This is a genomic window from Micromonospora sp. NPDC000663 (assembly GCF_042898105.1).
GTDB lineage: Bacteria > Actinomycetota > Actinomycetes > Mycobacteriales > Micromonosporaceae > Micromonospora.
Window position 1 is genome coordinate 604,751 of record NZ_JBIAYR010000004.1, and the last position, 25,604, is coordinate 630,354.

The following is a 25,604-nucleotide window of genomic DNA, read 5'->3' on the forward strand; positions in this document are numbered from 1 at the left end:
AGCGTGAGCAACGCGCAGATGGATGTCGAAGACCCGAAGCGCACCGCCGCCCTCGTGGCGGCGGTCGGGGTGTTCGGGCGCTACGGATTCCAGAAGACCTCCATGGAGGCCGTCGCCAGGGCGGCCGGCATGTCCCGACCGGGCCTGTACCTGATGTTCCCCAACAAGGAGCAGCTGTACCGCGCCACCATGCAGGGCGTCCTGGAGCGTGCCCAGCGGGCCATGGAGGTCTGCCTCGCCGACCGCTCGCTGAGCTTCGACGAGGGAATCGTGGCGGGGCTCGACGCGCTGATGGGCCCGTACATCGACACCCCGGTGGCCCGCGACCTCAACGAACTGCTGGAGAACAGCGAACCCCGGCTGGGCTCGATGTTCCACGACTACCAGCAGCGGGCCCGGGCGACGCTGAGCGCCCACATCGCCGCCCTCGCCCCACCCGGCCTCCTGCCCGCCGACCTGACCGCCCACGACGTGATGGACCTGCTCTTCTCCGCCGCCCTGACCTGGAAGTCGACCTCGACCACCAGGGAAGAGTTCCGTGACCGGATCCGGCGGAGCCTCCGGCTGATCCACCGCCCCGCCGGCTGACCCACTGCGCCCGTCGACGGCGCCGCCGGGCGACGAAGCGGCGCCTACCTGCTCGACCGAGCGGGCGACAGACGCCCGCCGGTCACCCACCGGCCACCGACCGCGGGCATACTGCCCAGCGTGCTGACCCGACCCGGTTACCTCGACGCGCCCGCGCCGCTGGCGTTCGCCCACCGCGGCGGCGCGGCCGAGGGCGACGAGAACACCACCGAGGCGTTCGCCCGGGCCATCGCGCTGGGCTTCCGGTACGTGGAGACCGACGTGCACGCCACAGCCGACGGCGTGGCGGTGATCTTCCACGACCCGACGCTGCGACGGATCACCGGCGAGCCGGGGCGCATCGCCGACATGACCTGGGCCGACCTCGCCTCGGTACGCGTCGGCGGCGCCGCCGTCGTACCGAGGCTCGACGAGGTCCTGGGCGCTTGGCCGCGGGTCCGCTTCAACATCGACGTGAAGGCCGACGGCGGCGTCGAGCCGACGGTCGCCGCCGTGACCCGGGCGGGCGCCGCCGACCGGGTGCTGCTCGCCTCGTTCAGCGACGCCCGACTGACCCGGATGCGCGCCCTCACCGAGGGACGCGTCGCCACCAGCCTCGGCATGCGCGGGGTGGCCCGGCTGCGCCTCGCCTCCCTGCACGGACGCCCGCTTCGACTGCCCCCGTCGGTGGTCGCCGCGCAGGTGCCGCCGACCTACGGGCGGGTTCCGGTGGTGGACCGTCGCTTCCTCGACTACTGCCACCGGCTCGGCCTGCAGGTGCACGTCTGGACGATCGACGAACCCGCGCAGATGCACGACTTACTTGATCGTGGCGTGGATGGCATCATGACCGATCACGTCGGCGTGCTGCGCGACGTCTACCGCAGCCGCGGCCACTGGGCCGCCTGAGGACCGAAGGACCCCCGATGGCCGAGACCGTGACCCCCACGGCCAACGACGCCCCGCATCCGGCGAGCACCCGCCGCGAGCGCAGCGGCTGGTACATCTACGACTGGGCCAACTCCGCCTTCCAAACCACGGTCATCACCGTGTTCCTGGGTCCGTTCCTGACCACCGTCGCCGAACTGGCCGCCGGCTGCGAACTGGGCGCGGACACCTGCGACGGCTCGGTGTACCCGTTGGGCATCAAGGTCGCCGCCGGGTCCTACTACCCGTACCTCATCTCGCTGTCGGTCTTCCTCACCGTATTCGTGCTGCCGGTCATCGGGGCGATCGCGGACCGGTCGGCGCACAAGAAGCGCCTGCTCGGTGGCGCAGCGTTCACCGGTGCCGGAGCGACGATCGCCATGGCCTTCGTGACCGGTGACCGGTACCTGCTCGGCGGCGCGCTGTTCCTCATCGCCAACATCTCCTTCGGCGCCGCCATCGTCGTCTACAACTCGTTCCTGCCGCAGCTCGGCGGCCCCGACGAACGCGACGGCATCTCCAGCCGCGGCTGGGCACTGGGCTACCTCGGCGGCGGTCTGCTGCTCGCGCTCAACCTGGTGGCGGTCACCCTGCTCAGCGAGGACGACAACCCGCAGCGCACCCTGGACCTGGCCCGCTGGTCGATCGTGTCGGCGGGCGTGTGGTGGGCGGCGTTCACGCTGGTGCCGCTGCGGTGGCTGCGCGAACGCCCCAGCGCCGCGGCGCTGACCGGCGGCGGGAACGTGCTCACCGACGGGTTCCGGCAACTGGGTCGCACGCTGCGGGAGATCAAGGCGTACCCGCTGACCCTGTTCTTCCTGCTCGCGTTCCTGGTCTACAACGACGGCATCCAGACCGTCATCACCCTGGCCAGCCAGTACGGCACCGAGGAACTGCGGCTGGAGCAGAGCACCCTGATCGTCACCATCCTGCTGGTGCAGTTCCTCGCCTTCGGTGGCGCGTTGAGCCTCGGCGCGCTGGCCCGGCGTATCGGCGCCTGGAAGACGGTGCTGCTCAGCCTGGTGCTCTGGACGGGCGTGATCCTCGGCGCGTTCCGGCTGCCCGCCGAGGCGCCGGTGCCGTTCATGATCCTCGGCGCGGCGATCGGGCTGGTCTTGGGCGGCAGCCAGGCCCTGAGCCGGTCGCTGTTCAGCCAGCTCATCCCCGCCGGCAAGGAGGGCGAGTACTACGGCTTCTACGAGATCAGCGACAAGGGCACCAGCTGGTTGGGCCCGCTCGCCTTCGGCCTGGTGTTCCAGCTCACCGCCTCGTACCGGGTGGGCCTGGTCTCACTGTTGATCTTCTTCGTCGTCGGGTTCCTGCTGTTGGCCGCCGTGCCGATCCGCCGGGCCATCGTCGCGGTCGGCAACACACCGCCCCGGGTGCTCTGAGCACGCATCCCGCACCCGACAGATCAGGCACCGTCGATCAGCTAGGCTGCCCGACCGTGACTGACGACGCCGCTGCCGCCCCCACCTGCCTGGCCCACCCGTTCCCCGGCCAGCCGCACGCTCCGGCGGGGTGCGCGGCGGCGCGCGGGCTCGACGGGCGTCCGGTGCACGCGGCGGCGCTCAAGTTCTTCTGGGGGCCGATGGACTGCGGCAAGTCCACGATGGCGTTGCAGATGAACTACAACCACGCCCGGCAGGGCCGCCGCGGTCTGGTCACCACCCGCATCGACAGGTCGCTGGGCCCGCAGGTCACCACCCGCATCGGCCTGGCCCACGAGGCCATCGAGGTCACCGACGACCTGGACCTGCGGGCTCTCGTGCGGGGCCGGTGGGCCGACGGGGTACGCGTCGACTACCTCATCTGCGACGAGGCCTGCTTCTACACCGTGGAGCACGTCGAGCAGATGGCCGAACTGGTGGACAGCTACGACGTGGACGTGTTCGCGTTCGGCCTCGCCACCGACTTCCGGTCCTGCCTGTTCCCCGCCACGCAACGCCTGTTCGAGTTGGCCGACGAGGTGGCCCGCATCCAGGTCGAGGTGCTCTGCTGGTGCGGCCGGGAAGGGCTGCTCAACGCCCGCGTCGTCGACGGGCGGGTGGTGCGCGAGGGGGCGCAGGTCGTCATCGGCGACACCGTGGACACCGCCGACGTGCGCTACCAGGTGCTCTGCCGGCGGCACTACCGCAGCGGCGACCTCGGCCCCCGCGACTGAGGCGCCCGCCGCCGCAAGAGTTCCGTCGAGGTGGTCGGCTCGACGCCCCGCCGCTCGCGCAGAAGCCGGGGGTGCGCCAGATCGGGTGACCGGCGGCTCAGAAGGGGTCACCGCACACCCGCCAGTCCCCGCCCTCGCGGACCACTGGCAGGCGGCGCTCCTCGGTGATGCCGCCGTCACGTGTCACCTTCACGGTCACCGTGCCGTGCGCCCGCCCACTCTTGGTGGCCACCGACACGTCGGTGATCTCGTAGTCGGTGACCATCGGCGGCGTACGCACCCAACTGGTGAAGCCGATCGCGCTCCACCTGCTGCGCGCGTCCTCGCACAGCCTGTCGTACGCCCCGGTGGTGTCCCCGACCGTCACCTCGTTGAGGAAGCCGTCGGCGGTCTCTCGGATCGGCCCGGCGGCCCCACGGACCGTCTGCAGGTTCCAGGCGGCCAGGCCTGCCACCCCGACGCAGCACAGCGCCACGCCGAACCCGGCGAACGCCAGCCCGGTGCGCATCGGACGGCTCCGCCGGGCCGGTCGGCTCCACGTCTGACCGGCACCCACGACTACCGACCGTAGAGAACACCGTCGCGGTGAGGCAGGACAAGCGGGAAACTGGGTGCGCCCGAGGCCCTGTTCGCGGTACCCACGAATCGTCTACCGTCGGCGCACACCCCCGAGCAGTGCCAGGGAGCCGACCGATGAACCGCTTCGTGCAGCCGGTACCACAGCCCGCCGACCCGTACGCCGACGACGCCCTGCTGCGGTCCTGGCTGGAGCGCCACCTCGGCCCGGCCGGGCACGCCGCCGCGAAGGGCCGGCTGGCCGACCTGGCGGCCGACGTCACCGGGCCGCTGCGCGCGGCGCACGCCGACGCCGAGGCGCACCCGCCGACCCTGGTCCGCTACGACCCGTGGGGCGCCCGGATCGACCGCATCGAGACGTCCGCCGGCTGGCAGGCGCAGCGGGCCGCCGCGGCCCGACACGCCGTGGTCGCGCTGCCCTACCTGCCTGACGCGCGCGGCACCTGGGGTGCCGCCGCGCGTGTCGTGCAGCACGCCCTGCTGCACCTGTACGGGCCGGAGTCGGCGACGTTCTCCTGCCCGGTGGCGATGGCCGACGGGGCGGCGGCGCTGCTCAGCCTGCCCGACGTCGACGCGTCGGTCCGCGACGCGTGGCTGCCCCGGCTGATCTCCACCGACCCGGCCACGGCGATCACCAGCGGGCAGTGGATGACCGAGTCGCAGGGCGGCTCGGACCTGGGCCGCTCCAGCACCATCGGCCGGCCCGCCGCCGACGGTTCGTGGCGGCTGACCGGCCAGAAGTGGTTCTGCTCGGCTGCCGACGCGGCGATGGCGGTGGCGCTGGCCCGACCCGAGGGCGCGGGACGGGGCAGCCGGGTGCTCGCCCCGTTCCTGGTCCCCCGCTACGCCGCCGACTCGCCGCTCGCCGACGGGGCCGCCGCCGACGCGCCGGCGCCGGGCGTCACCGTGCACCGTCTCAAGGACAAGCTGGGCACCCGCGCGCTGCCCACCGCCGAGATCGGCCTGCACGACGCGTACGCCGTGCCGCTGGGCGACCCGGGCGTGCCCGGGCTGGTCCGGGCGATGACCCTTGTGGTGGTGACCCGCGTGCACAACGCCGCCGCGGCGGCCGGCGGGATGCGACGCGGCCTGGCGTACGCCCGGGCGTACGCCGACGTGCGGCACGTCGCGGGCGGCCCACTGGCGTCGTCGCCGCTGCACCGGGCCACCCTGGGCACCCTCGCGGTCGACGCGGCGGGCGCGTTCGCCCTCGCCGGGCACGCGTTCGCGCTGCTCGGGCGGGTCGAGGTCGGCGCCGACCCGGAGGCAGCCGCGGAGCTGCGCATCGTGGCGCCACTGGCCAAGCTCGCCACCGGCCGGCTCGCCGTCAGCTCCGCCAGCGAGTACGTGGAGAGCTTCGGCGGCGCCGGCTACGTGGAGGACACAGGTGTGCCCCGCCTGCTGCGCGACGCGCAGGTGCTGCCGATCTGGGAGGGCACCACGAACGTGCTGGCCCTGGACGTGCTGCGCGCGCTTACCCGCGAGGACGCCGGGGCGCCGCTGCTGAGCCGGCTCGCCGCCGCCGTGGACCTGGCCCGGCCGCTCTCGCCGGCACTGGCCGACACCCTGGCCACCACCGCCGCGCAGCTCGGCGACACCATCACCGCCGTGACCGGCGACCCGACCGCCGACGCGGTGACCGCCGGTGCCCGCGGCTTGGCGCTGCGCCTGGCGTACGCGCTCACGGCCGCCCTGCTCGTGGAGCACGCCGCGTGGGGGGACGAGCAGGCGGAGCTGGCCGCCCGGCTGTGGGCGCGGCGATGGCTGCGGCACGAGGAGATCGCCGAGGACGCCCACCACCACCTGGACCTGCTCTGCTGAGGAGACCGGGGCGAGAAACGCCGACGTACCTGACAGTGGATGACAGGTAGTGCGGGTGAGACTGCGGACATGACGACAACCGCCGACCTCGCGATGGTCAACCTGGACAGCTCCGACCCCGCCGCGCACGCCGCCTTCTACCACCGACTGCTGGGCTGGGAGATCACCCACAGCGAAGCCGAGTACGCGATGATCAGCGGCGGTGGGACGTCCATCGGCTTCGGCCTGGTCCAGGGGTACCAGCCGCCGTCCTGGCCGGACCCGGCCGGGCAGCAGCGATACCACCTGGACCTCTACGTCGACGACCTGGCCGTGGCCGAGAAGGAGTTCGTGGCCGCCGGGGCGTCGAAGCCGGAGTTCCAGCCCGGCGGGGAGCGCTGGGTGGTGCTCGTCGACCCGATCGGCCAGCCGTTCTGCATCTGCCCCCGCCCGCAGGGCTGAACCGGCGGGCCCGGAGGTCAGCGCAGCGGCCCCCGGGCCACCGCGGCGCGCATCGCCGCCGGGTCACCGACCGGCACGTACTCCAGCCACCAGGTGGCCCCGGCGTCGGCCACCTGGCGCAGGTACGCCCGTTCGGCGCGCTCATCCGGGTTGCGCCGGCGCCCACCGATCGCCACGTCGAACGGTTGGCCGTCGGCGCGGGTCGGGGGCAGGGCGCGCACCAGGTCGTGGATCTCGTCGGCGGTGAAGTCGGACCACCCGTCGGTGTCGGTGAGCTTGTACGGGACGATGCCGTCGGCGCGGGCCGCGCGCCGTCGGACCGCGCCGGCCTGGGTGCTGCCACCGACCCACACGGGAACCCGGGGCGACTGCACCGGCGGTGGTCGCAGCGCCACGCCGTCGGCGCGGTAGTGCACGCCCCGGTGGTGCACCGGCTCGCCGCTGAGCAGGCCGGTCAGCAGGTCGAGGCCCTCGTCGAGCTTCGCGGCGCGCACGGACACCTCGGTCGGCTCGCCGAACGCGGCCAGGCCCCTGTCGCCGGGGTCGCCGACGCCGACCGCGACGGTGGCCCGGCCGGCGCTGAGGTGGTCGAGGGTGAGCACCTCGCGGGCCAGCTTCGCCGGGCGGCGCCGGGGCAGGGCGGTGACTGTGGTGCCCAGGCGCACCCGGTCGGTGCGGGCGGCGACGACGGCGAGCACCAGCCAGGGGTCGTAGGTGTACGGGTCGTCGCCGTGGTGGTGCACGACGTAGTCCTCCAGGAACACCCCGTCCCAGCCGGCGCGCTCGGCCAGCTCGCCCAACTCGACGAGTGTGGACACCGAGACCGCCCCGCCGCCGCACGGAATTTCCAGACCGTGTCTCATCGCCCCAACCTAGGGCGGGGGTGTGACGGTCAGCCGCGTCGGCGGGACCGCGCCGCCCACACCGCGTACGCCGGGTCGCGGTCGAGGTTGTGCCGGTCGCGGTCGTAGCGGCGGGTGGTCCGCGGGTCGGCGTGACCCATCGCGTCCTGCACGTCCTCGAGGGGGACGCCCTCGGACCGGGCGGTGGTGGCGAAGGCGTGCCGCAGCGAGTGCGGGGACAGCCTTGCCCAGGCCGGAATGCCTGCGACCCTGGCGAGCCGCCTGACCATCCGGAACACCGAGTGCCGGTCCAGCCGGGCACCGCTGGCGGTGACCAGCAGAGGCCCGGTCAGCTGTGTCACAGGTACGCCGGCGGCGGCGGCCCGCTGCGCCAGGTACGCGTCCACCGCGTACCCCGTGCCGGGGGTGAGGGCGCGTCGGCGTTGCTTGCCACCCTTGCCGACGAAGCGCACGCTGCGGTGCCCGCGTTCGGTGCCGAGGTCGGTCAGGTCCAGCGAGATCAGCTCCCCGACCCGCAGGCCCAGGTCGGCAAGGAGCGCGAGGGCCGCCCGGTTGCGCGCTGCCGTCGGGCCGGTGTCCGCGTCGGCGGCGGCGAGCAGGGCGTCGACCTCCTCGGGGGTCAGGCCGACGGTGGCCGAGTGGTCCCGGTCGACGCGGGGCCGGTCCGCGCCGGAGACCGGGTTGGCCGGCACCCCGCCGAGCTTGACCAGGAAGTCGTACCAGCTGGACAGCGCGGAGAGCCGACGCGCCACGGTGGCCGGGGTCAGCGGCCGGCCGCTGTGCGCGGCGACTGTGGACTCCAGCGCGCGGGCGTACTCGTTGACGTGCAGGAAGGTGGCCCGCAACGGGTCGAGGTCCCGGTCGGCGCACCAGTGCAGCCAGCCGGTGACGTCCCGCCGGTAGGCGTCGCGGGTGTGCTCGGACAGGCGGCGGTTGCGTAGCCACGCCTCGGTGACGTCGACCGGCCCGTCGGGCAGGGCCGGCCGGCCGGTGGGGCGTGTGAGCACCGGAGCGTCGGAGGACACCATGTGAAAAAGGTTCTCAGCACCGGGTGGGTTTGCCGCGCAGGCGCGCCGACACCCGCCGGGTGGGGCCGCGCGGGTGCGGGGGCTACCGTCGGGCGGTGCGAGCCAGCCGGTTGGTGTCCCTGCTGCTGCTCCTGCAGACGCGGGGGCGGATGACCGCCGCCGAGCTGGCCGAGGCCCTCGAGGTGTCGGTGCGCACGGTGTACCGCGACGTGGAGTCGCTGGGCGCCAGCGGGGTGCCGGTGTACGCCGAGCGCGGCCCCGCCGGCGGGTACCGGCTGCTGGACGGCTACCGGACCAGGCTGACCGGGCTGACGGCAGGTGAGGCCGAGGCGTTGTTCCTGTCCGGCGTACCCGGGCCGGCCGCCGAGCTGGGACTGGGTTCGGTGCTGGCCACGGCGGAGCTGAAGTTGCGCGCGGCGCTGCCGTCGGATCTCGCCGACCGGGGCGCGCGGATCCGGCAGCGGTTCCACCTGGACGCGCCGACCTGGTTCCGTGAGCCCGAGCCCACACCGCACCTGGCCGCGCTGGCCGCCGCCGTGTGGGAGGACCGTCGGGTCCGGGTCCGGTACCGCCGGTGGAAGACGCCCCGGGAGGTGACCCGGACCCTCGACCCGTTGGGTGTGGTGCTCAAGGCCGGCCGCTGGTATCTGGTTGCCGCCGCCGGCGGGCAGGTCCGCACCTACCGGGTGGGCGCGATCCTGGAGCTGGCCGTGCTGGACGAGCCCGCGGACCGGCCCGCCGATTTCGACCTGTCGGACTGCTGGCGGGAGCACGCCGCGCGGTACGAGCGCGGCGTGTACCGCGCCGAGGCCCGGGTGCGGATGACCGCCTCGGCGCTGGCGCAGACGGTGTACCTGTTCCCGCCGGCGATGAGCCGCGCGGCGCACGAGCAGGCTGGCACGCCGGACGCGGAGGGCTGGGTCACCACGACCGTCCCGATCGAGTCCGTCCGGCACGGTTGCGTCGAGATGCTCAAGCTTGGCGCGCAGGTCGAGGTGCTGGCCCCGGCCGAGCTGCGCGACCGGGTCGCCGAGACCGCGCATGCGCTCGCCGCGCTCTACGCGCGGTCCGACCTGATACGCCCGGCGGGGCCGGCGGCCGACGCGTAGTGCGCCGGCCGCCGTGGTCCGTGCGGCGGATCAGGCGTTGATCTGCCGGCGTGCGTCGCCGTTGGCGGTGATGGTCACGCGGCGCGGCTTGGCGCGCTCGGCCACCGGGATGCGCAACGTCAGCACCCCATGCTCGTAGCCGGCCTCGAGCTTGTCTGTGTCCAGGGTGTCGCCCAGGAACAGCTGCCGGGTGAAGGTGCCCATCGGACGTTCGGCGGCGACCAGTTCGACGCCCTCGCCGGAGGGCCGGCGGCGCTCGGCGCGGACGGTGAGCACGTTGCGCTCGACGGTGCAGTCGATGGTGTCCGGGTCGACGCCGGGCAGGTCGAACGCGGCGTAGAAGTAGTCACCGTCGCGGTAGGCGTCCAGGTGCATCGTCGCGGGACGAGCTGCCGTACCGAAGAACTGCTCGGCGAGCCGGTCGATCTCGCGGAACGGGTCGGTACGCATCAACATGGTCATGCCTCCTCGGTTCTCCTGGCCGAAGGTGTTGAGTTGAGTCGGGGTGACTCAACCTCCTCTTCTTATTTAGCGCCTCGCGCCGCGTTCGTCAACTGCTTCTCGTACCAGTGCTCGGCGTACGGGCCCTGCGAGTACGCCGGGATCTCGACGTAGCCGTGCCGGACGTACAGGGCGCGGGCCTCGACCAGGTCGTGGCGGGTGTCGAGGCGGATCCGGTCCACCCCGGCCGCCCGCGCGCGCTGCTCGACGGCGGCCAGCAGTGCCGCGCCCCCGCCAGTGCCCCGGTGCGCGGGTCGGACGAACACCCGCGTCAGCTCGGCCCAGCCGCAATGCCAGCGCAGCCCGGCACAGCCGGCCGGGTCGCCCCCGTGGCGGGCGATCAGGAGTAGCCCGCCCGGCGGGGCCAGGTCGTCGCTCGGCATCTCGGCCAGCGCCGCGTCGACCTCACCGGGACGGGCCGGGCGATCGTGATAGCGCTCCACCATCTCTGTCATGTACTCGCACAGCAGCAGTACCGCGTCGCCATGGTCGGGTCGGACGGTCGCGGTCACCCAGGTGGGCCGAGCGGTGGTCACCGAATGATCATCGCCGCCCGGTCAACCTCTTTCGGCTGGGCGCGCTCACCGACGTCGGGGCAGCAGGGCGACGAGCGCGACAGCCACGGCGATGTGCGTCGCGCCGAGCGCCACCTTGGCGCCGCCGTCGGCCTCGACGCCCGTCAGGGGAAGGAAGGACAGCACCGTGACCACGACGGCGAGCGAGATCCACAGCGGACGGGCGAGCCGCCTGGCGAACCGTTCCAGCAGGGCCAGCGTCGCCCAGCCGAGCAGGGAGGCGCCCAGGGCGACCGTGACGATCGCGCCCGCCCCGATGACCACGGCGGGCTGACCCGGACTCTCGACCGTGTAGTCGACGCCGGCCAGCGCGCCGATGGACCAGATGGCCAGGCAGGACACGACGGCCACGACGACGCCCAGGGCGCGGCGGCGCAGCGGTGAGGTGGCGGTGGCCGGGACGGTGGTCGCGCTCATGGCGGGCTCCTCGTTCAGGGGGACGTGAACGAGTAAGACCGTAACAGATAGTCCCGTACGAGACTATCTTTTTCGGATCAACATCCGGAGCGTGCGCCCGGGGCGTACGGGGAGGTGCCTGCGAGCGGTCCGTTCACCAGCGCCAGCAGGGCGCGCAGGAAGCCCTCCCGGTCCTGTTCGGGCAGGGTCGCCAGCAGGTCCTCCTGGATGCGCTGGACCACCTGCCGCGCCCGCCGCAGGACCTGCTCCCCCGCCGGTGTCACCGCCACCAGGCGGGCCCGTCGGTCCGTCGGCGCGGGACGGCGCTCGGCGAGCCCGGCCCGCTCCAACTGGTCGAGCGTGACGACCATCGTGGTCTTGTCCACCCCGCACCGCTCACCGATCTCCCGTTGGGTCAGCTCACCCGTGCTGGCCTGCGCCAGCACGTAGTGCGCCCGGGGCGAGATGCCCAGCTCGGTCAGACCCGCCGCGTGTTCGGTCTGCAACGCGTGACTCGCCCAGGAGAGCAGGAACAACAGGTCGGGTGGGCCGTCCGCGGGCGTACACGAGGTCATCCACGGAGGCTAGCAACATGTTCCGCGACGAGACGGTTCGCGCGGCGGACGATCAGGGCCGCTGGTAGATGCCCCGTTCGCGGGTCAGCAACCGCTCGTCGATCAGGTAGCGGCGTAGCGTGACGTGGTCTGATCCGCCCGCCGCGCACCACGGCTTGAGCGCCTCGTCGACGGCGCGCTCGGGGTAGGGGGTGCCCGCCTCGAACGACCGCTCGGCGATGTGCGCCAGCAGCACCCGCCGCCGGCCGCGCTGGGCGGGCAGACCCACGAGGGTGCCGGCGCGCAGGAACGTCCGCAGCACCGGGTCGCCGTCGGGTTCGGCGTCGCCGGCTGGGCGACGCTCGCGCGCGGCCTCCCGCAACGACACCTCGTCGGCCGCGAACGCGCCGTCCGCGCCGGTGACGAGACCCGCGTCGGTGAGCCGGCGGACCCCGGTGAGCACCACCCGCACCGCCAGGCCGGTCCGCTGCGCGACCTGGGTCGCGCTTGTCGCGCCCAGCACGATCGCCGCGAAGATCCGCCGCCGCCCGTCGTCGGCCAGCGCCCCGGCCACAGCATCCGCAGTCACGCCGGTCACCCTCTCAAAGGGGTACGCGGCCCGCCAGGCGATTTCCCTCGCCGCTCAGTCGGTGGGGGCGTCGGCCGGTTGCGCGGCGACGAGCATTACCCGACGCAGCAGGTCGGACAGGTGTCGCCGTTCGCTCGGGGTGAGCGCGCCGAGCAGCCGGTGCTCCTCGTCGCCCTGGACCTCCATGGCCGCCCGCCAGGCCGCGCGTCCGGCGTCGGTGAGTGCCACGTCCACCCGGCGACGGTCGGTCGTGGACGGGGTACGGCGCACGAACTCCCGCCGGAGCAGGGTGTCGACGCGCGCGGTGATCGAGGCGGGCGCCACCGCGAGATCGGCCGCGAGTTCCGAGGGGGCCGCGCGGCCGCCCCGCCCGGCGAGCGCGTGCAGGGTGTCGTACTCGTGGGCGGGCAGGTCGAGGTCGGCCAGGACGCGTTCCTTGACCGCCCGCAGGTGCCGGGTCACGTGGATCATCCGCACGACCGCGCCCTCGATGTCCGCGTCGAGCTCGGGCACCACGGGGAGCCAGCGTTCGATGTGCCTGTCGACGGCATCCGGAGTGGTGGTCACCACCCGAGCTTACCTCAGTGCCAAAATATTCATTGCTAAAAGGTTCGGTGCCGAACTATGTTGCCGGTATGGCTCATCCCCTGCGTACGCGATCCTTCCGGCTGCTGTTCCTGGGCCGGACCGTCTCCGCGCTCGGCGACGCCGTGGTACCCGCCGCCCTGGCGCTGGCCGTTCTGCGCGCCACCGGCTCGACCGGAGCGCTGGCTCTCGTCCTCGCCGCGGCGATGGTTCCCCGGCTGCTCCTGCTGCCGCTGGGAGGCGTCGTCGCCGACCGGTTCGACGCCCGTCGCGTCGCGGTCCTGGCCGACCTGGTCCGCTGCGCGACCCAACTCGCCGTCGGCGCCCAACTGCTCGGCGGCGACCCGTCGATGAGCACGATCGTGGTGGCGTCCGCGATCGGAGGCGTCGCGTCGGCATTCGCCATACCGACCGCGTCCCCCCTTGTCGCCGGCACCGTCGAACCGGCCCAACGGCAACAGGCCAACGCGCTGATGGGTGTGACCGCCAACTCCAGCCGGCTGCTCGGCCCGGCGTTGGCAGGTGCGCTGATCTGGGCCGCCGGACCAGGCTGGGCGTTCGTCATCGACGGCGCGTCGTTCGCGCTCAGCGCCGCCCTGCTCGTCCTGGTACGGGTACGCCACGTGCCGGTGCCCCGCCGTTCGGTCCTCGCCGACCTGCGGCACGGCTTCGGCGAGGTACGCGCCCGCGACTGGTTCTGGACCAGCCTGCTCGGGCACGGCGTCTGGAACGGCGCCGCCGCCGTCCTGACCACCCTCGGACCGGCCGTCGCCATCAACCGCCTCGGCGGTGAGGCGACCTGGGTGCTGCTGTTGCAGGCCGGCGCGATCGGCATGCTCGCCGGGTCACTCCTGGCGGGGCGCGTCCGGCTGCGCCGGCCGGTGCTGATGGCCAACCTCGGGCTCGCCTGCTACGCCGCGCCGCTGTTCCTGCTCGCCGTCGCCGCACCCGCCGCCGCGGTGATCGTCTCCTACGCCGTGGCGCTGACCGCCCTCGGTTACCTCAACCCGGTCTGGGAGACAGTCGTGCAGCACCAGTTCCCGCCGGAGGTCCTGGCCCGGGTCACCTCGTACGACTGGCTGGTGTCACTGGCCGCGATGCCTGTGGGCTACGCGCTGGCGCCGCTGGCCGCCGACGCGTTCGGCGCGCCCGTCCCGCTGGCGGTCGCCGGCCTGCTGGTCCTCGCCTCCTGCGCCGGCACCGCGCTCGTGCCCGGGGTACGCCGGCTCACCTGGCCGGTGGCCCCGCCACCGCAACCCGCCGAGCCCGCCGGCGTCCGCTAGGCCAGCCGTGCGTGCAGGTGCATGTCGTGCCACCCGTCGGCGTGCCGAACCGACTCGCGGCGCACACCCTCCACCGGGAAACCCGCCCGCGCGGCCACCCGGCAGGACGGCGCGTTGGAGGTGGAGTGCTCCAGCGCCAGCCGGTGCAGCCCGACCCGCGTGAAGCACCACCTGCTCAGCGTCTCCAGCGCCCGGGTGGCGATCCCCCGACCACGCGCGGCGGGCACCACCCAGTACGACACGTCAGCCGTCGCCTCGGTCAGCAGCACCCCGCGCAGGCCCACCTGACCGACCGGCCCGTCGTCGGCGTCGACGATCGCCCAGCTGGCGTCCGTCTCGGCGTGCCAGCGGGCCGCCCACTGCGCCGTCCACGCCCGTGCCTCGTCGTCACTGTCCAGGCGACGGACATGCCACCGCTGGATCGCCGGACAGTCGAAGGCCGCCCGCACGGCAGGGGCGTCGTCGGTGCGCCAGGGCCGCAGCGCCAGCCCGGGGCGTACCGGAAGGTGGGGCTGCTTCCGGCCGCCGAAGCTTCCGGCGGGCAGGGCGGGTGCGACGAGCAGCGGCATCGGTCCATTGTCGCCGTCGCGGCGTCACTCGCCGGTCGGGCCTCCGGCCAGTTCGGCGACGACGTCGAGGTGACCGAGGTGGCGGGCGTACTCCTGGACCAGGTGGAACAGCACCCGCTCCAGCGACGCCGGGTCGGCGCCGTTCCACCGCGGGCCGGGCGCGCCGATCTCCGCCAGGTCGTGCGCCGTCACCACCGCAGTGGTGTGCGCGCCCTGCGCCCGCAGCGCCGCCACCAACTCCGCGCGTGTCACCTCCGGGGCGACGTACCAGCGGTCCCCGCGGCGGTCACCCCACGGTTCGGCGACGTCCCGGCCCTGAAAGCCCCACTCGATCCAGCGCAGCTCGACGTGGCGCAGGTGCGTGAGCAGCTCCACCGGGGTCCACCCGGACGGCAGCCGGCTGCGCCGCAGCTCGGCCTCGTCCAGCGCCGACACCTTCTCCACCACCGACTCGCGGAAGAAGTCCAGGTAGCGAAGGAAGACCTCGGTGCGGCTGCCGGCCGGAGCGGTGGGCTCGGGGAAGGGGATCACGGCGCGGCCGGCAGGTCACGGGCGCGCTGGCGCACTCCCGCGCCGCCGTACGGGTAGTCGCCCACCGGTGGGGCGCTCGCCTCGTCCAGCAGTCGCATCTGCTCGGCGTCGAGGACCAGGTCGGCGGCCGTCAGGTTGTCGTCGAGCTGCTCGGTGGTCCGTGCGCCGAGGATCACCGAGGTGACCGCCGGTCGGGCCGCCAACCAGGCCAGCGCCACCGCCGACATGGACGCGTCGTGTTCCCCGGCGACCTGGCGGACCGCGTCGAGCACCCGCCAGGTGCGCTCGTCGGCGTTGCGACCGGCGTACGCCTCGACGCCGCGCTGCGGGTTCTCACCGAGCCGGGTGGCGCCGGTGGGCGTGCTGTCGCGCTGGTACTTGCCGGTCAGCCAGCCGCCACCAAGCGGCGACCACGGCAGGATGCCGATGCCCTCGTTCTCGCAGACCGGCACCAGCTCGAACTCGATCTCCCGGGCCAGCAGGTTGTACTGCGGTTGCAGGGTCACGATCGGCGTGAGGTTGAGGTGCTGGGTGAGCAGAGCCGCCTTCTGCAACTGCCAACCGGTGAAGTTGCTGACCCCCGCGTAGCGGATCTTGCCGGCGCGTACGGCGTCGTCGAAGAACCGCAGCGTCTCCGGCAGCGGGGTCAGTGGATCCCAGGCGTGCGCCTGGTACAGGTCGACGGCCTCGACGCCGAGCCGTCGCAGGCTGGCGTCCAGGGCGCGGGTGAGGTGCACCCGGGACAGACCGGCGTCGTTCGCGCCGGAGCCCATCGGGAACCGCCCCTTCGTGGCGATGACGAGGCGGTCCCGCAGCTCCGGCCGCGACCGCAGCCACCGGCCGACGATCTCCTCGGAGACACCGGCGGAGTAGACGTCGGCGGTGTCGATGAAGGTGCCGCCGGCGTCGACGAAGCGGTCCAGCTGGGCGAAGCTGCCCGCCTCGTCGGTCTCCGCGCCGAAGGTCATCGTGCCCAGACACAGGGTCGACACCACAGTGCCGGTGGCGCCCAGAGTGCGATAGCGCATGTCGTCCTTCCGGTCCGAGTGACAGAGCTGATCTTCGCACCTGGGCCGACCACCCGCACCCGCTCAGCCCGAGCGGCCCGTGGCCCCCGGCACGACTGGGTGCACCTCCAGGTCACTGCAACTGTCGGTGTCCCATCGCAGGCGTACCGACCGGACGTCGTCCGGCGGCGTGACCAGCAGGCGCGCGTACGCGGTGCACGGTTCGCCGTCGGCGCGGAAGCCCTGCGCCTCCACCAGCGCCGATGCGACCCCACCCGGGCGGAGCGTCACGGTCGGAGGCCGCGACCCCCGCGCCGCACCGCCCATGTACCCGCGCGGTGTGCGCTCGGCGTGCGCAAGCGTCCTGCCGTCACCGCCCAGGGCGTCGATGCCCGGGTAGCCGGTCAGCCGGCAGGTGGTGCCGCCGCTGTTGCGGAACACCACTGCCACGCTGCGGTGTCCGCTCGCGCTGTCCGGCGAGCCGAGCGTCACCGTCAGGTTGGCCGTCGTGCACCGGGCCGGTGTCGAGTCGGAGGTGCCCGGCGGTCGGGCGCCGACGGTCCCGGCCGGCGACTTCGACGACGGTGGGGAGGTGGCCGCCGAGGGCGACTCCACGGTGGGCGTCGGTGTGCTGCTCGGCGGGGCCACAGGCGAGGGCGTCACCGCCGGCGGTACGTCGTCGCGGGGGGCCGCGCGGAGGACCCCGCCCGCCACGACGGCGCCCAGCACCGCCACGGCCAGGGCCCCGGTGCCGACCCGACGACGCACCGTACGGCGTCCGGCCCGTAGTCGCACATCCCCCGGAGACTCCGGTCGCGCCACAGCCGCCGCCGATCGGGCCAGCTCTGCCAACCGCCTGTCGAACGCGGGCGCTCCCCGGGGCGTCCCATGCTGGTCAGACATCTTCCGAGATCCTTCCGTGAGCGGTGCCCCTGAACTCGGCGACGTGCTGGGCCAGCGCCTGCCGGCCGCGGGCCAGCCGGGACTTCACAGTCCCCAGTGGCGATCCGGTCTCCCGGCAGATGTCGGCCAGTGGCAGACCGACGAGGTGGTGCAGCACCAGCACCCGCCGTTGCTCGTACGGCAGGCCCGCGAGGGCGCCGACCAGGTCCAGGTCTCCGGTGTCGACCGACTCGACCGGCTGATGCGGACCATGCCGCCGGTGGGCGGCGAGGCGGTTCCTCGTCCGGCGCCAACTGCTCACCGCGATGCGGTAGGCGACCGTACGGACCCACGCCTCGGGATTGTCGTACTCGTTCAACTTCGACCGTCGCTGCCACGCACGGCAGTACGCCTCCTGCACCGCGTCCTCGGCCTCGCTCAGGTCTCCCAGCATCGCGTACAGCTGACCGACCAGTCGTCGATACGTGCTGGTGTAGAACTCATCGAATTCGTCGGCATGCAACATCCCCTTCGCCCCCGCCCTCCCGGCGTCCCCGTCGATGTTCACCGCACTCACGCCCCGACCGCGGCCGAAGTTCCGCCGAACCGGATTCTCGTTGTGTCCGGACGGCGACACCACCGCACAGGGGCAGCCAGGGGGCGATCCGGCGGGCGATGATGAGCGGGTGAGCGAGCCCGCCGTCCACGTCGACCGTCCCCATCGGCCGGTCATGACGGCCGCGACCGGGACACCCGACCCGTACGCGCTCGGCCCGTGGCTGGCGGCCGCCGCGACCAGCGTGACACTGCTGCTGCTCGCCGGCCGTTACGGCTACCACCGCGACGAGCTGTACTTCCTGCTCGCCGGCCGGCACCTGGCCTGGGGGTACGTCGACCAGGGTCCACTGGTGCCGGCGCTGGCCCGGCTGCTCGACACGATCGCGCCCGGCAACCTGGTGGTGCTGCGTACCCCGTCGGCGGTGCTGGCCGGCGGCGCGGTCCTGGTGGTGGCCGCGATCGCCCGCGAGCTGGGCGCCGGCCGGGGCGCGCAGACTTTCGCGGCGGTGCTCGCCGCGCTGTCCGGCATCGTGCTCGCCGGCGGGCACCTGCTCAGCACCACCACAGTCGACCTGCTGGTCTGGCTTGTCGCCGTGTGGTGCGCGATACGACTGCTGCGTACCGGCGACAGCCGCTGGGCGCTCGGCATCGGGCTGGCGCTCGGCGTGGGGATGCTCAGCAAACTGCTGCCGGCGCTGCTGGCCGTGGGCCTGATCGCCGGGGTGCTCATCGCCGGCCCACGTCGGCTGCTGCGTGACAGGTGGGTGCTCGCCGCCGCCGGGATCGCCCTGCTGCTGGCCGCGCCCAACCTGACCTGGCAGGCCACGCACGGCTTCCCGCAGCTCGGCGTGGCCGCCTCCATCTCCGGCGGCGACAGCTCCTACAGCGGTCGCCTCGACGCCTTCACCCTCCAGTTCGTCATCATCAGCCCGTACGCCGTACCCATCTGGGTCGCCGGTCTCGTCGCGCTGCTGCGGCGACCGCAGTGGCGGGCGTACCGGGCGATTGGCTGGTCCTGGTTGGTCGTGGTCGGCGTCGTGCTGGTCGCCGGCGGCAAGGGCTACTACGACGCGCCGCTGCTGCTGGTCCTCACCGCAGCCGGCGCGGTGGTCACCACCGCGTGGGCGGCGCGCGGGTCCGTGCGGCTGCGACGCGGGCTGCTCGTGCTGGGTGCGGTGCCGTTCCTGCTACCCACAGTCGTGCTGCTGCTGCCGGTGCTGCCGGCCGACCGCCTGCCCGGTTTCGTGGTCGACGTCAACTACGACGCCGGTGAGACGATCGGCTGGCCGGCGTTCGCGGACTCGCTGGCCGCGGTCCATCGCGGCCTACCGGCCGACGAACGCTCTCGGGCGGTCATCCTCACCGGCAACTACGGCGAGGCCGGCGCGGTGGCCCGTTACGGTCCGGCCCGTGGCCTCCCCCGCGCCTACTCGGGGCACAACAGCACTGTCGACTTCGGGCGACCGCCGGCCGGGGCGGACGTCGTCATCGCCGTCGGCTGGGACCGTCCCGAGCCGCTGGCCGCCTGGTTCGACGCGTGCGCGCCCGCCGGGCTGGTGGACCAGCGGGTCGAGGTGGACAACGACGAGAACGGCGGCCCCATCTTCGTGTGCCGGGGGCTGCGGCGTCCGTGGGCGCAGATCTGGGACACCGAGGTACGCCACACCGGCTGACCCGCGCGCTCAGGCGTCCCGGTCGCCGGTGAGCCAGGCGCTGACGCTGACCAGTGCCTCGGGGCCGGAGTCGACGTCGACGTCGCGGGCCAGGTCGGCGATCGTGACGGAGGCGAGCGCCTGACGCCACGCGTCCTCCGCCGCCCACATGGCGCGGGCGACCGGGCACGCCCCGGTGCAGGCGCTGGCGGGGGCGGCCAGCGGACCCCGCTGACGGATCTCGGTGCAGACGAAGGCCGGGCCGGGGCCGTCGACGGCTCGCACGACGTCGAGCAGGGTGATGCTCTCCGGTGCCCGGGTCAGCACGTAGCCGCCCGATTTGCCCTGCACCGAGTGGATCAGGCCGGCGCGGGCGAGGGACTGCAACTGCTTGGCGAGGTAGCTACCGGAGACGTCGTGCAGCTCGGCGAGCCTGGCCGCCGGCACGGGAGCGCTGCTGGCCGTGAGGACGACGCAGCAGTGCAGCGCCCACTCGACCCCGCCGGACATCTTCATGACCTCACCCTAGCCACACCGCATTACTCGGACTTTCATTGTCCGAGTATAGTTCCCGGACAAGAAAGGTCCGAGTATCGGCGCGTGCCGTACGACGGGCCGCACACCGAGGAAAGGTGCTGGACATGAAGATCGCCGTACTGGGCGGTACCGGTCTCATCGGGTCGCAGGTCGTCACGATCCTGCGGACGGCCGGACACGACGCGGTGCCGCTCTCGCCCTCCACCGGGGTGGACCTTCTCACCGGGCAGGGCCTGTCCGACGCGCTCACCGGCGCCGACGTCGTGGTCAACCTGACGAACTCACCGACCTTCGACGACGCCTCCCCCGCCTTCTTCCAGACGACCATGGACAACCTGCTCGCCGCCTCCGGACGCGCGGGCGTCGGCCACGCGGTGATCCTGTCCATCGTCGGCGTCGACCAGGTGCCCGACCTGGCGTACTACCGCGCCAAGGTCCTCCAGGAGGACATCCTCACGGCCGGACCCATCCCGTACTCGATCGTCCGCGCCACCCAGTTCTTCGAGTTCGTGGACGCGATCCTGTCCTGGACCGCCGACGCGAACACCGTCCGCCTGCCCGCCACCCCCGTGCAGCCGATGGCCGCCGCCGACGTGGCGCAGGCCGTGGCCGACGTCGCCCTGGGCGCACCCCTGCGGGGCGTACGCAATGTCGCAGGCCCCGACGTCTTCGCCCTCGACGAGCTGGGACGGATCACCCTCGCCGCCCGCGGCGACGAGCGCACCATCACCACCGACGACAGCGCCGGCATGTTCGCCGCCGTGCCCGGCGACGTCCTCGTCTCCGCAGGCGACGCCGTCATCGCCCCCACCTCCTACCGAGACTGGCTCGACCGCCGGGCCTGACCGCCCGCCCCCACCCGCGTCTCGCGGCGGTGATCAACCGCCGCCGCGACGCGCGGGTCGCTCCCGTCAGCCCTGCGAGGCCCGGGACCGGGCATTCCACTCGCCGGCCAGGACGGCGAAGACGAGCTGGTCGGCCCACACCCCGTCGAACAGGTAGCTCTGCACGTGACGGGCTTCCTGACGCATCCCGATCCGCGTCATCAGCCGGGCGGACGCGTCGTTGCGGGCATGGCAACGACCGAAGACCCGGTGCAGCCCGACCTCGTCGAAGCCCCAGCTCACCAGCGCCACGACGGCTTCCGTGGCCAACCCGCGACCGCAGTGATCCGGATGGAACACGTACCCGAGTTCGGCCGTGCGGTCCCGCTCGCTGCGCCACACCAGCTCGACGGCACCGATCACGCGGTCGTCGCAGACCACGGCCAGCGTCAGGCAGTCACCCTCAGCCCGCCACGCGTCCTCACCCGCCATCGCGCGCACCGACGCCCGGGACTGTTCACGGGTACGCGGCTCGGCACCGAGCATCCAGCGGACCACATCGGGCCGGCTCTGGTACGCGGACACGTCGTCGAGGTCGTCCAGAGTGACCGGACGCAGCGTCAGCCGCGCGGTCCGGATCGGGTAGGTGGGCTGGAACACCTGGGCGATCCTATCCGCCTCTCACTGCCTGGTCGGGCTCGTCGGCCGCTGGCCTAACCTGTTGAGATGCTGTCGCAGGTGAAGGGCTTGTCCCGGCATTTCACTGAGGAGAGCCTTCGTGCGTACCTCGTCGACCGTTCGGTCCGTCGGGACGACGGCTGCCTGATCGTGCGCGGCTACGGCAGCCAACGCGGCGTCTACCAGAAGGTGGCGGGACGCGCCTGGGCGCACATCACGGCCTACGTGGTCTTCGTCGGCAATTTCGACCCCGACCTGGACGTGCACCACCTCTGTGGGGTGCCCGACTGCATCGAACCCACCCACCTGCGACAGGTGACACACGCGCAGAGCTGCCGCGCCCGCGAGCGCAACCCGCGCTGCCGCAACGGCCACGACCGGGAGGTGGACCCCGCCACCGGCACGTACCGTCGGGTCTGCCGCGCCTGCAACCGCGACGCGCAGCGGCGGTGGCGACAGCGGCAGGCCGCCGAGGTGGCCCAGGCTCGGCAGGCGTACGGGCGCGGCTAGCATCGATGCGGCTCGCACCACCAACGCCCTAGCATTGCCCCGTGATCGAGGACTTCGCGGATCGGCTCCTGCGCGACATGGCCGACCTCGATCCCTGCACGGCGGTCGTCGAGGCCGGCGAGCAGGATGTCGACGGGCTTACCGACTACGGCCCCGAGGGCCATCAGGCCCGCGCCGACCTCGCAGCGCGCGCCCTGTGTGAGCTTGAGATCCTGGGTGACGCACCGCGGGCCGTGACCCCGCTGCACGCCCACCTCGCCGAGCGACTGCGCGCGCGTATCGCCTTCCACGACGCCGGGGAGGGCCTGCGTGAACTGCACGCGACGGCCACCGGTCCGCTCCAGCTCATCCGCCAGGCCGTCGAGGCGGCGGTTCCCGCCCGAGGCGCCGAGACCGCGGCCTTCGAGGAGGGCTGGGCTCGTGTCGGCGCGCGCCTGGCCGCGATCCCCGCGGCGCTGGACGGGTATGCCCGCAGCCTTCTGCTCGCCGCGGAGCGCGGCAATGTGCCGGCGCGGCGCCAGGTGGAGCTCGTCACCCAACGCTGCCGCACCTGGACCGACGACTGTGTCGCCCTGGTGGATCGCTACGGCGAGGGGCCTCAGCGGGCGTCGTTGCAGGCCGCGGCGACGGGCGCGCGACAGGCGTACCGGAAACTGGCCGAGATGCTCACCGCGGACCTGGCACCGCGGGCCGTCGAGGAGGATGCGTTCGGCCAGCAGCGGTACGCACTCTGGGTGCGCACCTTCCTCGCGGCCCAGCCTGACCTGCGCGAGCTGTACGAGTGGGGCTGGGACGAGTTCCGAGCGACAGAGGCGGAGCTGATCGCGGAAGCCAAGGCCCTGGGCGGGAGCGTGCCAGAGGTGCTCGCCTGGCTCGCCAGCCCCGACGCGCCCGGCACACTGCACAGCAGGGAGGCGTTCGCCGCGTGGCTGCAGGAGCTGTTGGAGACTGCCACCGAGCGACTGGACGGCGTCCACTTCGACATCCCCGCCCCGTTGCGGCGCATCGAGTCGCGGTTGACCACATCGTCCGGCATTGCCTACACCGGACCGTCGCGGGACCTCACGCGACCGGGCCGGGTCTGGTGGTCCCTCCCCGAGGACGCGGCGAGTTTCCCCACCTGGTACGCCTACAGCACCGCCTATCACGAGGGCGTTCCCGGCCACCACCTCCACCTCGGCTCCGAGGCCTGCCGGGGAGGCCTCGGTCAGCGACTGAACCTGCTCGGTGGCCTCTCCGGCAGCCAGGAGGGCTGGGCACTGTACGCCGAGAGGTTCATGGACGAGCTTGGGCTCTACGAACAGCCGGGTGCTCGACTGGGGTATCTGTACATGCAGCTCCTGCGGGCGGCGCGGGTCGTGCTCGACATCGGCCTGCACCTGGGCCTACCGATGCCGTCCGGCGGCGGAGCATCGTGGACCCCGGACGCTGCGCTGAAGCTGCTGCGCGACCGCTGCCACCAGGGGCCGTACGCGCCCGCGGAGCTCGGGCGTTACCTGGGCCGGCCAGGGCAGGCGCTGGCCTACAAGGCGGGTGAGCGCGTGTGGCTGGCAGGCCGCTCGTCCTTCCCCGGCGACCGGCGCGCATTCCATCGTCAGGCGCTGGAGCTGGGTTCGCTGGGCCTGGATCAGTTGACGGCCGCCCTCCAGCATGGCCACGCGCCACTCGCGGACCGCGATAAAACAGGCGAGGGACCGCACCTGTAGTCGCACGTCCTCAGCGGCCGGCTGATCTGCCGCTGGCGTTCGACGGCCACTTCGAGATGGCCGCCAGCACACCATCCTCATTCATTACGCACAAGAACTGTCATTATGGTGCACGTACGATACGTACCTTTTGCCTGGCTGTTTATTGGATTTTCGTTAACGGTAATCCAATAAACAAGCGAAGACCGCTCGTGGACGGACTCCCGGGTTGGGTCAGGCGGTGCGGTAGCGGGTGGCCAGTTCCGGACTCTGCGCGGCTGGTGGTGCAGTTGCACACCCTCGTTGATGCGCAGCAGCGTGTCGTCGCTGGTCACCGGCTGCTCTGCTCCGGGCCGATGGTGATGACGATCTTCGAGCGCGCGTGTTCGCCTTCGAGGTACCTGATGGCGTCGGCGACCTCGTGCAGCGGATAGGTCCGGTCGATCACGGGGGTGAGGTCCCCCGCCTCGGCGTACGCGGCAAGGACCTCCAGGTGCGCGCGGCTCGGCGTGGCGGTGAGCGTCACGACCCGCTGCCGCACGAAGGGTGCCACGAGCCGCCCGCGCGCGATGAGCCAGACCGGCCCCACGAGGCTGCCACCGCGGTAGGTGCCTCCGCCGGAGAGGACCAGCGCCCCGGTGGGGGTCAGCACCCGCCGCAGGGCGGTGAGCGTGCGGTTGCCGACCAGGTCGAGGACGACGTCGTGGCGGCCGGTGCCACGGGTGACGTCGTCCCTGGTGTAGTCGACCACGTGGTCGGCGCCGAGCGAGCGGACGAGGTCGACGTTGCGGGTGCTGCACACGGCGGTCACGGTGGCGCCGAGCAGCTTGGCCAGTTGGACTGCGAGGGTGCCGACACCACCGGAGGCGCCGTTGATGAGCACGTGGTGCCCGGGTTCGACACGCCCGACGTCGCGCAGTCCCATGAGCGCGGTGACTCCGGCCAGCGGCAGGGCGGCCGCCTGCTGGGGGGTCAGGGTCGCCGGCCGGGTCGCGGCCAACTCCTCGGGCACGCAGACGTACTCGGCGAACGCGCCGTTCGCGTCGCCCAGGTCGCCGAAGACCGCGTCGCCCGGGCGCAGGCGGCGAACCTGGGCGCCGACGGCCTCGACCCGGCCGGCGAAATCCCGGCCCCGGATCCGGGCGCGGGGCGCCGAGCGGCCCATTGTCAGTCGCGCCAGTCGCGGGTCGCCCCGCATGGCATGCCAGTCGTACGCGTTGAGCGCGGCAGCCTCCACCCGCACGAGCACCTCGTCGTCGGCGGGCGTCGGTACGTCCACGTCGGCGAGTGTCAGTGTCTCCGGTGGGCCGTACCGGTCCTGGACGATGGCCTTCATGACCCCTCCCCTCAAGGTGTACGGCGTACACCTTGAGGAAAACGGTAGGTGTACGCCGTACACCTGTCAAGGCGGTTATGGTTTCAACCGCCACCGGAAGACGAGGACCACGATGGCTGACACGCTGCACCGGACGCCGTTGACCAGGGAGCGCATCCTGCTGGCCGCCGTCGCGCTCGCCGACGCGGCCGGCATCCAGGCGCTGAGCATGCGCAACCTCGCCCAGGATCTGGGCGTCGTGCCGATGGCCCTCTACAAGCACGTGGCCAACAAGGACGAGTTACTCGACGGCATGATCGACGTGGTCGTCGGCGAGATCGACCCGCCCCGCGAGGACCTCGGCTGGAAGCAGTCCGTGCGCCTGCGGATCCTTTCGGCACGGCAGATGCTGATCCGCCACCCGTGGACGCCGCTGGCGATCGAGTCGCGCAACATGGCCACGGTCGCCGTCCTGTCCTACCTCGACTCGGTGGTCGCGACACTGCGGGCCGGAGGGTTCTCCACCGACCTCGCCCACCACGTGATGCACGCGATGGGCAGCCGCATCCTCGGCTTCAGCCAGGAGTTGTTCGACGCGTCCCGCCGCGCCGGCCAGACCGGGGCCCTCGAGGCCGACCCGCCGGCGGCAATGCCACCGGAGATCGCGGCCCGCTTCCCGCACCTCGCGGAGATCGCGGCGGCGGCGGCACACGACGACGGCTCGGTGGTCGGGTCCGGCTGTGACGACCAGTTCGAGTTCGAGTTCGCGTTGGACCTGCTGCTGGACGGCATCGAGCGGCTGCGCCAGCAGGGCTGGACGTCAGCGGCCCACACCCGCCGGGCGGCTTGACCCTCGACCCGGTCGAGGGCCGAGCAT

Annotated in this window: 30 protein-coding genes; 13 read left to right on the forward strand and 17 right to left on the reverse strand. The window is 72.9% G+C overall.

Annotated elements, in window-relative coordinates:
* Window positions 1-3: 3 nt before the first annotated feature.
* The 4 genes from ACFY1S_RS18275 (at window position 4) to ACFY1S_RS18290 (ending at window position 3,658) form a co-directional block, all read left to right on the forward strand.
* Window positions 4-588, forward strand: a complete 585-nt coding sequence (locus tag ACFY1S_RS18275) for a TetR/AcrR family transcriptional regulator (RefSeq protein ID WP_387119161.1) — start codon at window positions 4-6, stop codon at window positions 586-588.
* A gap of 120 nt (window positions 589-708) precedes the next feature.
* The gene (locus ACFY1S_RS18280) at window positions 709-1,476 is read left to right on the forward strand and encodes a glycerophosphodiester phosphodiesterase (protein ID WP_387119164.1); all 768 of its coding nucleotides are present in this window, start codon (window positions 709-711) and stop codon (window positions 1,474-1,476) included.
* A gap of 17 nt (window positions 1,477-1,493) precedes the next feature.
* Window positions 1,494-2,885: an MFS transporter gene (locus ACFY1S_RS18285; RefSeq protein ID WP_387119167.1), complete on the forward strand. Its 1,392-nt coding sequence runs from the start codon at window positions 1,494-1,496 to the stop codon at window positions 2,883-2,885.
* 56 nt (window positions 2,886-2,941) lie between these two features.
* Window positions 2,942-3,658, forward strand: coding sequence for a thymidine kinase (locus ACFY1S_RS18290; RefSeq protein WP_387119170.1), 717 nt, complete (start codon window positions 2,942-2,944; stop codon window positions 3,656-3,658).
* 97 nt (window positions 3,659-3,755) lie between these two features.
* On the opposite strand, the gene ACFY1S_RS18295 is transcribed toward ACFY1S_RS18290, so the two are convergent.
* The gene (locus ACFY1S_RS18295; RefSeq protein ID WP_387119173.1) at window positions 3,756-4,214 is read right to left on the reverse strand and encodes a hypothetical protein; all 459 of its coding nucleotides are present in this window, start codon (window positions 4,212-4,214) and stop codon (window positions 3,756-3,758) included.
* 137 nt (window positions 4,215-4,351) lie between these two features.
* Here ACFY1S_RS18295 and ACFY1S_RS18300 point away from each other — a divergent pair, with 137 nt between their 5' ends.
* Together ACFY1S_RS18300 and ACFY1S_RS18305 are read left to right on the forward strand one after the other, a co-directional pair.
* Window positions 4,352-6,055, forward strand: a complete 1,704-nt coding sequence (locus ACFY1S_RS18300) for an acyl-CoA dehydrogenase family protein (RefSeq protein ID WP_387119176.1) — start codon at window positions 4,352-4,354, stop codon at window positions 6,053-6,055.
* Between the two features lie 69 nt (window positions 6,056-6,124).
* Complete coding sequence (locus tag ACFY1S_RS18305) at window positions 6,125-6,496, forward strand: VOC family protein (RefSeq protein WP_364365077.1); 372 nt, start codon at window positions 6,125-6,127, stop codon at window positions 6,494-6,496.
* Window positions 6,497-6,513: 17 nt separating this feature from the next.
* Here ACFY1S_RS18305 and ACFY1S_RS18310 read toward each other — a convergent pair whose 3' ends face one another.
* Window positions 6,514-7,359 (reverse strand): LLM class flavin-dependent oxidoreductase, encoded by an 846-nt coding sequence (locus ACFY1S_RS18310; protein WP_387119180.1) that lies wholly within the window; start codon window positions 7,357-7,359, stop codon window positions 6,514-6,516.
* 29 nt (window positions 7,360-7,388) lie between these two features.
* Window positions 7,389-8,387, reverse strand: a complete 999-nt coding sequence (locus ACFY1S_RS18315; RefSeq protein ID WP_387119183.1) for a tyrosine-type recombinase/integrase — start codon at window positions 8,385-8,387, stop codon at window positions 7,389-7,391.
* 95 nt (window positions 8,388-8,482) lie between these two features.
* Here ACFY1S_RS18315 and ACFY1S_RS18320 point away from each other — a divergent pair, with 95 nt between their 5' ends.
* The gene (locus tag ACFY1S_RS18320) at window positions 8,483-9,496 is read left to right on the forward strand and encodes a helix-turn-helix transcriptional regulator (RefSeq protein WP_387119186.1); all 1,014 of its coding nucleotides are present in this window, start codon (window positions 8,483-8,485) and stop codon (window positions 9,494-9,496) included.
* A 30-nt stretch (window positions 9,497-9,526) separates the two neighbouring features.
* On the opposite strand, the gene ACFY1S_RS18325 is transcribed toward ACFY1S_RS18320, so the two are convergent.
* From ACFY1S_RS18325 to ACFY1S_RS18350, 6 genes are all read right to left on the reverse strand, one after another.
* Window positions 9,527-9,952: an Hsp20/alpha crystallin family protein gene (locus tag ACFY1S_RS18325; protein ID WP_387119189.1), complete on the reverse strand. Its 426-nt coding sequence runs from the start codon at window positions 9,950-9,952 to the stop codon at window positions 9,527-9,529.
* 68 nt (window positions 9,953-10,020) lie between these two features.
* Complete coding sequence (locus tag ACFY1S_RS18330) at window positions 10,021-10,533, reverse strand: GNAT family N-acetyltransferase (RefSeq protein WP_387119192.1); 513 nt, start codon at window positions 10,531-10,533, stop codon at window positions 10,021-10,023.
* A 45-nt stretch (window positions 10,534-10,578) separates the two neighbouring features.
* Window positions 10,579-10,989, reverse strand: a complete 411-nt coding sequence (locus tag ACFY1S_RS18335) for a DUF6069 family protein (RefSeq protein ID WP_387119195.1) — start codon at window positions 10,987-10,989, stop codon at window positions 10,579-10,581.
* Window positions 10,990-11,066: 77 nt separating this feature from the next.
* Entirely contained in the window at window positions 11,067-11,543 is a 477-nt protein-coding gene (locus ACFY1S_RS18340; RefSeq protein WP_387119198.1) for a MarR family winged helix-turn-helix transcriptional regulator, read from the reverse strand.
* A 52-nt stretch (window positions 11,544-11,595) separates the two neighbouring features.
* Complete coding sequence (locus tag ACFY1S_RS18345) at window positions 11,596-12,111, reverse strand: DUF2087 domain-containing protein (protein WP_387119201.1); 516 nt, start codon at window positions 12,109-12,111, stop codon at window positions 11,596-11,598.
* Window positions 12,112-12,165: 54 nt separating this feature from the next.
* A complete protein-coding gene (locus tag ACFY1S_RS18350; RefSeq protein WP_387119204.1) occupies window positions 12,166-12,678 on the reverse strand; it encodes a MarR family winged helix-turn-helix transcriptional regulator in 513 nt (170 codons plus the stop codon).
* Between the two features lie 68 nt (window positions 12,679-12,746).
* On the opposite strand from ACFY1S_RS18350, the gene ACFY1S_RS18355 reads away from it, so the two are divergent.
* Window positions 12,747-13,979, forward strand: a complete 1,233-nt coding sequence (locus tag ACFY1S_RS18355) for an MFS transporter (protein WP_387119207.1) — start codon at window positions 12,747-12,749, stop codon at window positions 13,977-13,979.
* On the opposite strand, the gene ACFY1S_RS18360 is transcribed toward ACFY1S_RS18355, so the two are convergent.
* The 5 genes from ACFY1S_RS18360 to ACFY1S_RS18380 all read right to left on the reverse strand — a co-directional run bounded on the left by ACFY1S_RS18360 (window position 13,976) and on the right by ACFY1S_RS18380 (window position 17,494).
* Window positions 13,976-14,548 carry a GNAT family N-acetyltransferase gene (locus ACFY1S_RS18360; protein WP_387119210.1) on the reverse strand — a complete coding sequence of 191 codons (573 nt, stop codon included), beginning with the start codon at window positions 14,546-14,548 and terminating at the stop codon, window positions 13,976-13,978. The two genes, ACFY1S_RS18355 and ACFY1S_RS18360, sit on opposite strands and share 4 nt — an antisense overlap.
* A gap of 24 nt (window positions 14,549-14,572) precedes the next feature.
* Window positions 14,573-15,079 (reverse strand): DUF664 domain-containing protein, encoded by a 507-nt coding sequence (locus ACFY1S_RS18365; RefSeq protein ID WP_387119213.1) that lies wholly within the window; start codon window positions 15,077-15,079, stop codon window positions 14,573-14,575.
* Entirely contained in the window at window positions 15,076-16,107 is a 1,032-nt protein-coding gene (locus tag ACFY1S_RS18370; RefSeq protein WP_387119216.1) for an aldo/keto reductase, read from the reverse strand. The genes ACFY1S_RS18365 and ACFY1S_RS18370 overlap by 4 nt, the downstream gene beginning before the upstream one ends.
* Before the next feature lie 63 nt (window positions 16,108-16,170).
* On the reverse strand, window positions 16,171-16,989 hold the full coding sequence (locus ACFY1S_RS18375; protein ID WP_387119219.1) for a DUF4232 domain-containing protein: 819 nt from the start codon (window positions 16,987-16,989) through the stop codon (window positions 16,171-16,173).
* Window positions 16,982-17,494: a SigE family RNA polymerase sigma factor gene (locus tag ACFY1S_RS18380; RefSeq protein ID WP_387119338.1), complete on the reverse strand. Its 513-nt coding sequence runs from the start codon at window positions 17,492-17,494 to the stop codon at window positions 16,982-16,984. Before ACFY1S_RS18380 ends, ACFY1S_RS18375 begins: the two co-directional genes overlap by 8 nt.
* A 160-nt stretch (window positions 17,495-17,654) precedes the next feature.
* Here ACFY1S_RS18380 and ACFY1S_RS18385 point away from each other — a divergent pair, with 160 nt between their 5' ends.
* Entirely contained in the window at window positions 17,655-19,199 is a 1,545-nt protein-coding gene (locus ACFY1S_RS18385) for a glycosyltransferase family 39 protein (RefSeq protein ID WP_387119222.1), read from the forward strand.
* A 9-nt stretch (window positions 19,200-19,208) separates the two neighbouring features.
* Here the strand turns inward: ACFY1S_RS18385 and ACFY1S_RS18390 are convergent, their stop codons facing one another.
* A complete protein-coding gene (locus ACFY1S_RS18390; protein ID WP_387119225.1) occupies window positions 19,209-19,694 on the reverse strand; it encodes an RrF2 family transcriptional regulator in 486 nt (161 codons plus the stop codon).
* A gap of 125 nt (window positions 19,695-19,819) precedes the next feature.
* Here ACFY1S_RS18390 and ACFY1S_RS18395 point away from each other — a divergent pair, with 125 nt between their 5' ends.
* Complete coding sequence (locus ACFY1S_RS18395; protein WP_387119228.1) at window positions 19,820-20,560, forward strand: SDR family oxidoreductase; 741 nt, start codon at window positions 19,820-19,822, stop codon at window positions 20,558-20,560.
* A gap of 66 nt (window positions 20,561-20,626) precedes the next feature.
* Here ACFY1S_RS18395 and ACFY1S_RS18400 read toward each other — a convergent pair whose 3' ends face one another.
* Window positions 20,627-21,199, reverse strand: a complete 573-nt coding sequence (locus tag ACFY1S_RS18400) for a GNAT family N-acetyltransferase (RefSeq protein ID WP_387119231.1) — start codon at window positions 21,197-21,199, stop codon at window positions 20,627-20,629.
* A 66-nt stretch (window positions 21,200-21,265) separates the two neighbouring features.
* On the opposite strand from ACFY1S_RS18400, the gene ACFY1S_RS18405 reads away from it, so the two are divergent.
* Window positions 21,266-21,727, forward strand: a complete 462-nt coding sequence (locus ACFY1S_RS18405) for an HNH endonuclease (protein ID WP_387119234.1) — start codon at window positions 21,266-21,268, stop codon at window positions 21,725-21,727.
* A 41-nt stretch (window positions 21,728-21,768) separates the two neighbouring features.
* Window positions 21,769-23,433: a DUF885 domain-containing protein gene (locus tag ACFY1S_RS18410; protein ID WP_387119237.1), complete on the forward strand. Its 1,665-nt coding sequence runs from the start codon at window positions 21,769-21,771 to the stop codon at window positions 23,431-23,433.
* Between the two features lie 310 nt (window positions 23,434-23,743).
* Here the strand turns inward: ACFY1S_RS18410 and ACFY1S_RS18415 are convergent, their stop codons facing one another.
* Window positions 23,744-24,748, reverse strand: a complete 1,005-nt coding sequence (locus ACFY1S_RS18415; RefSeq protein ID WP_387119239.1) for an NAD(P)-dependent alcohol dehydrogenase — start codon at window positions 24,746-24,748, stop codon at window positions 23,744-23,746.
* A 112-nt stretch (window positions 24,749-24,860) separates the two neighbouring features.
* On the opposite strand from ACFY1S_RS18415, the gene ACFY1S_RS18420 reads away from it, so the two are divergent.
* Window positions 24,861-25,577 carry a TetR/AcrR family transcriptional regulator gene (locus ACFY1S_RS18420; protein ID WP_387119242.1) on the forward strand — a complete coding sequence of 239 codons (717 nt, stop codon included), beginning with the start codon at window positions 24,861-24,863 and terminating at the stop codon, window positions 25,575-25,577.
* Window positions 25,578-25,604: the final 27 nt, after the last annotated feature.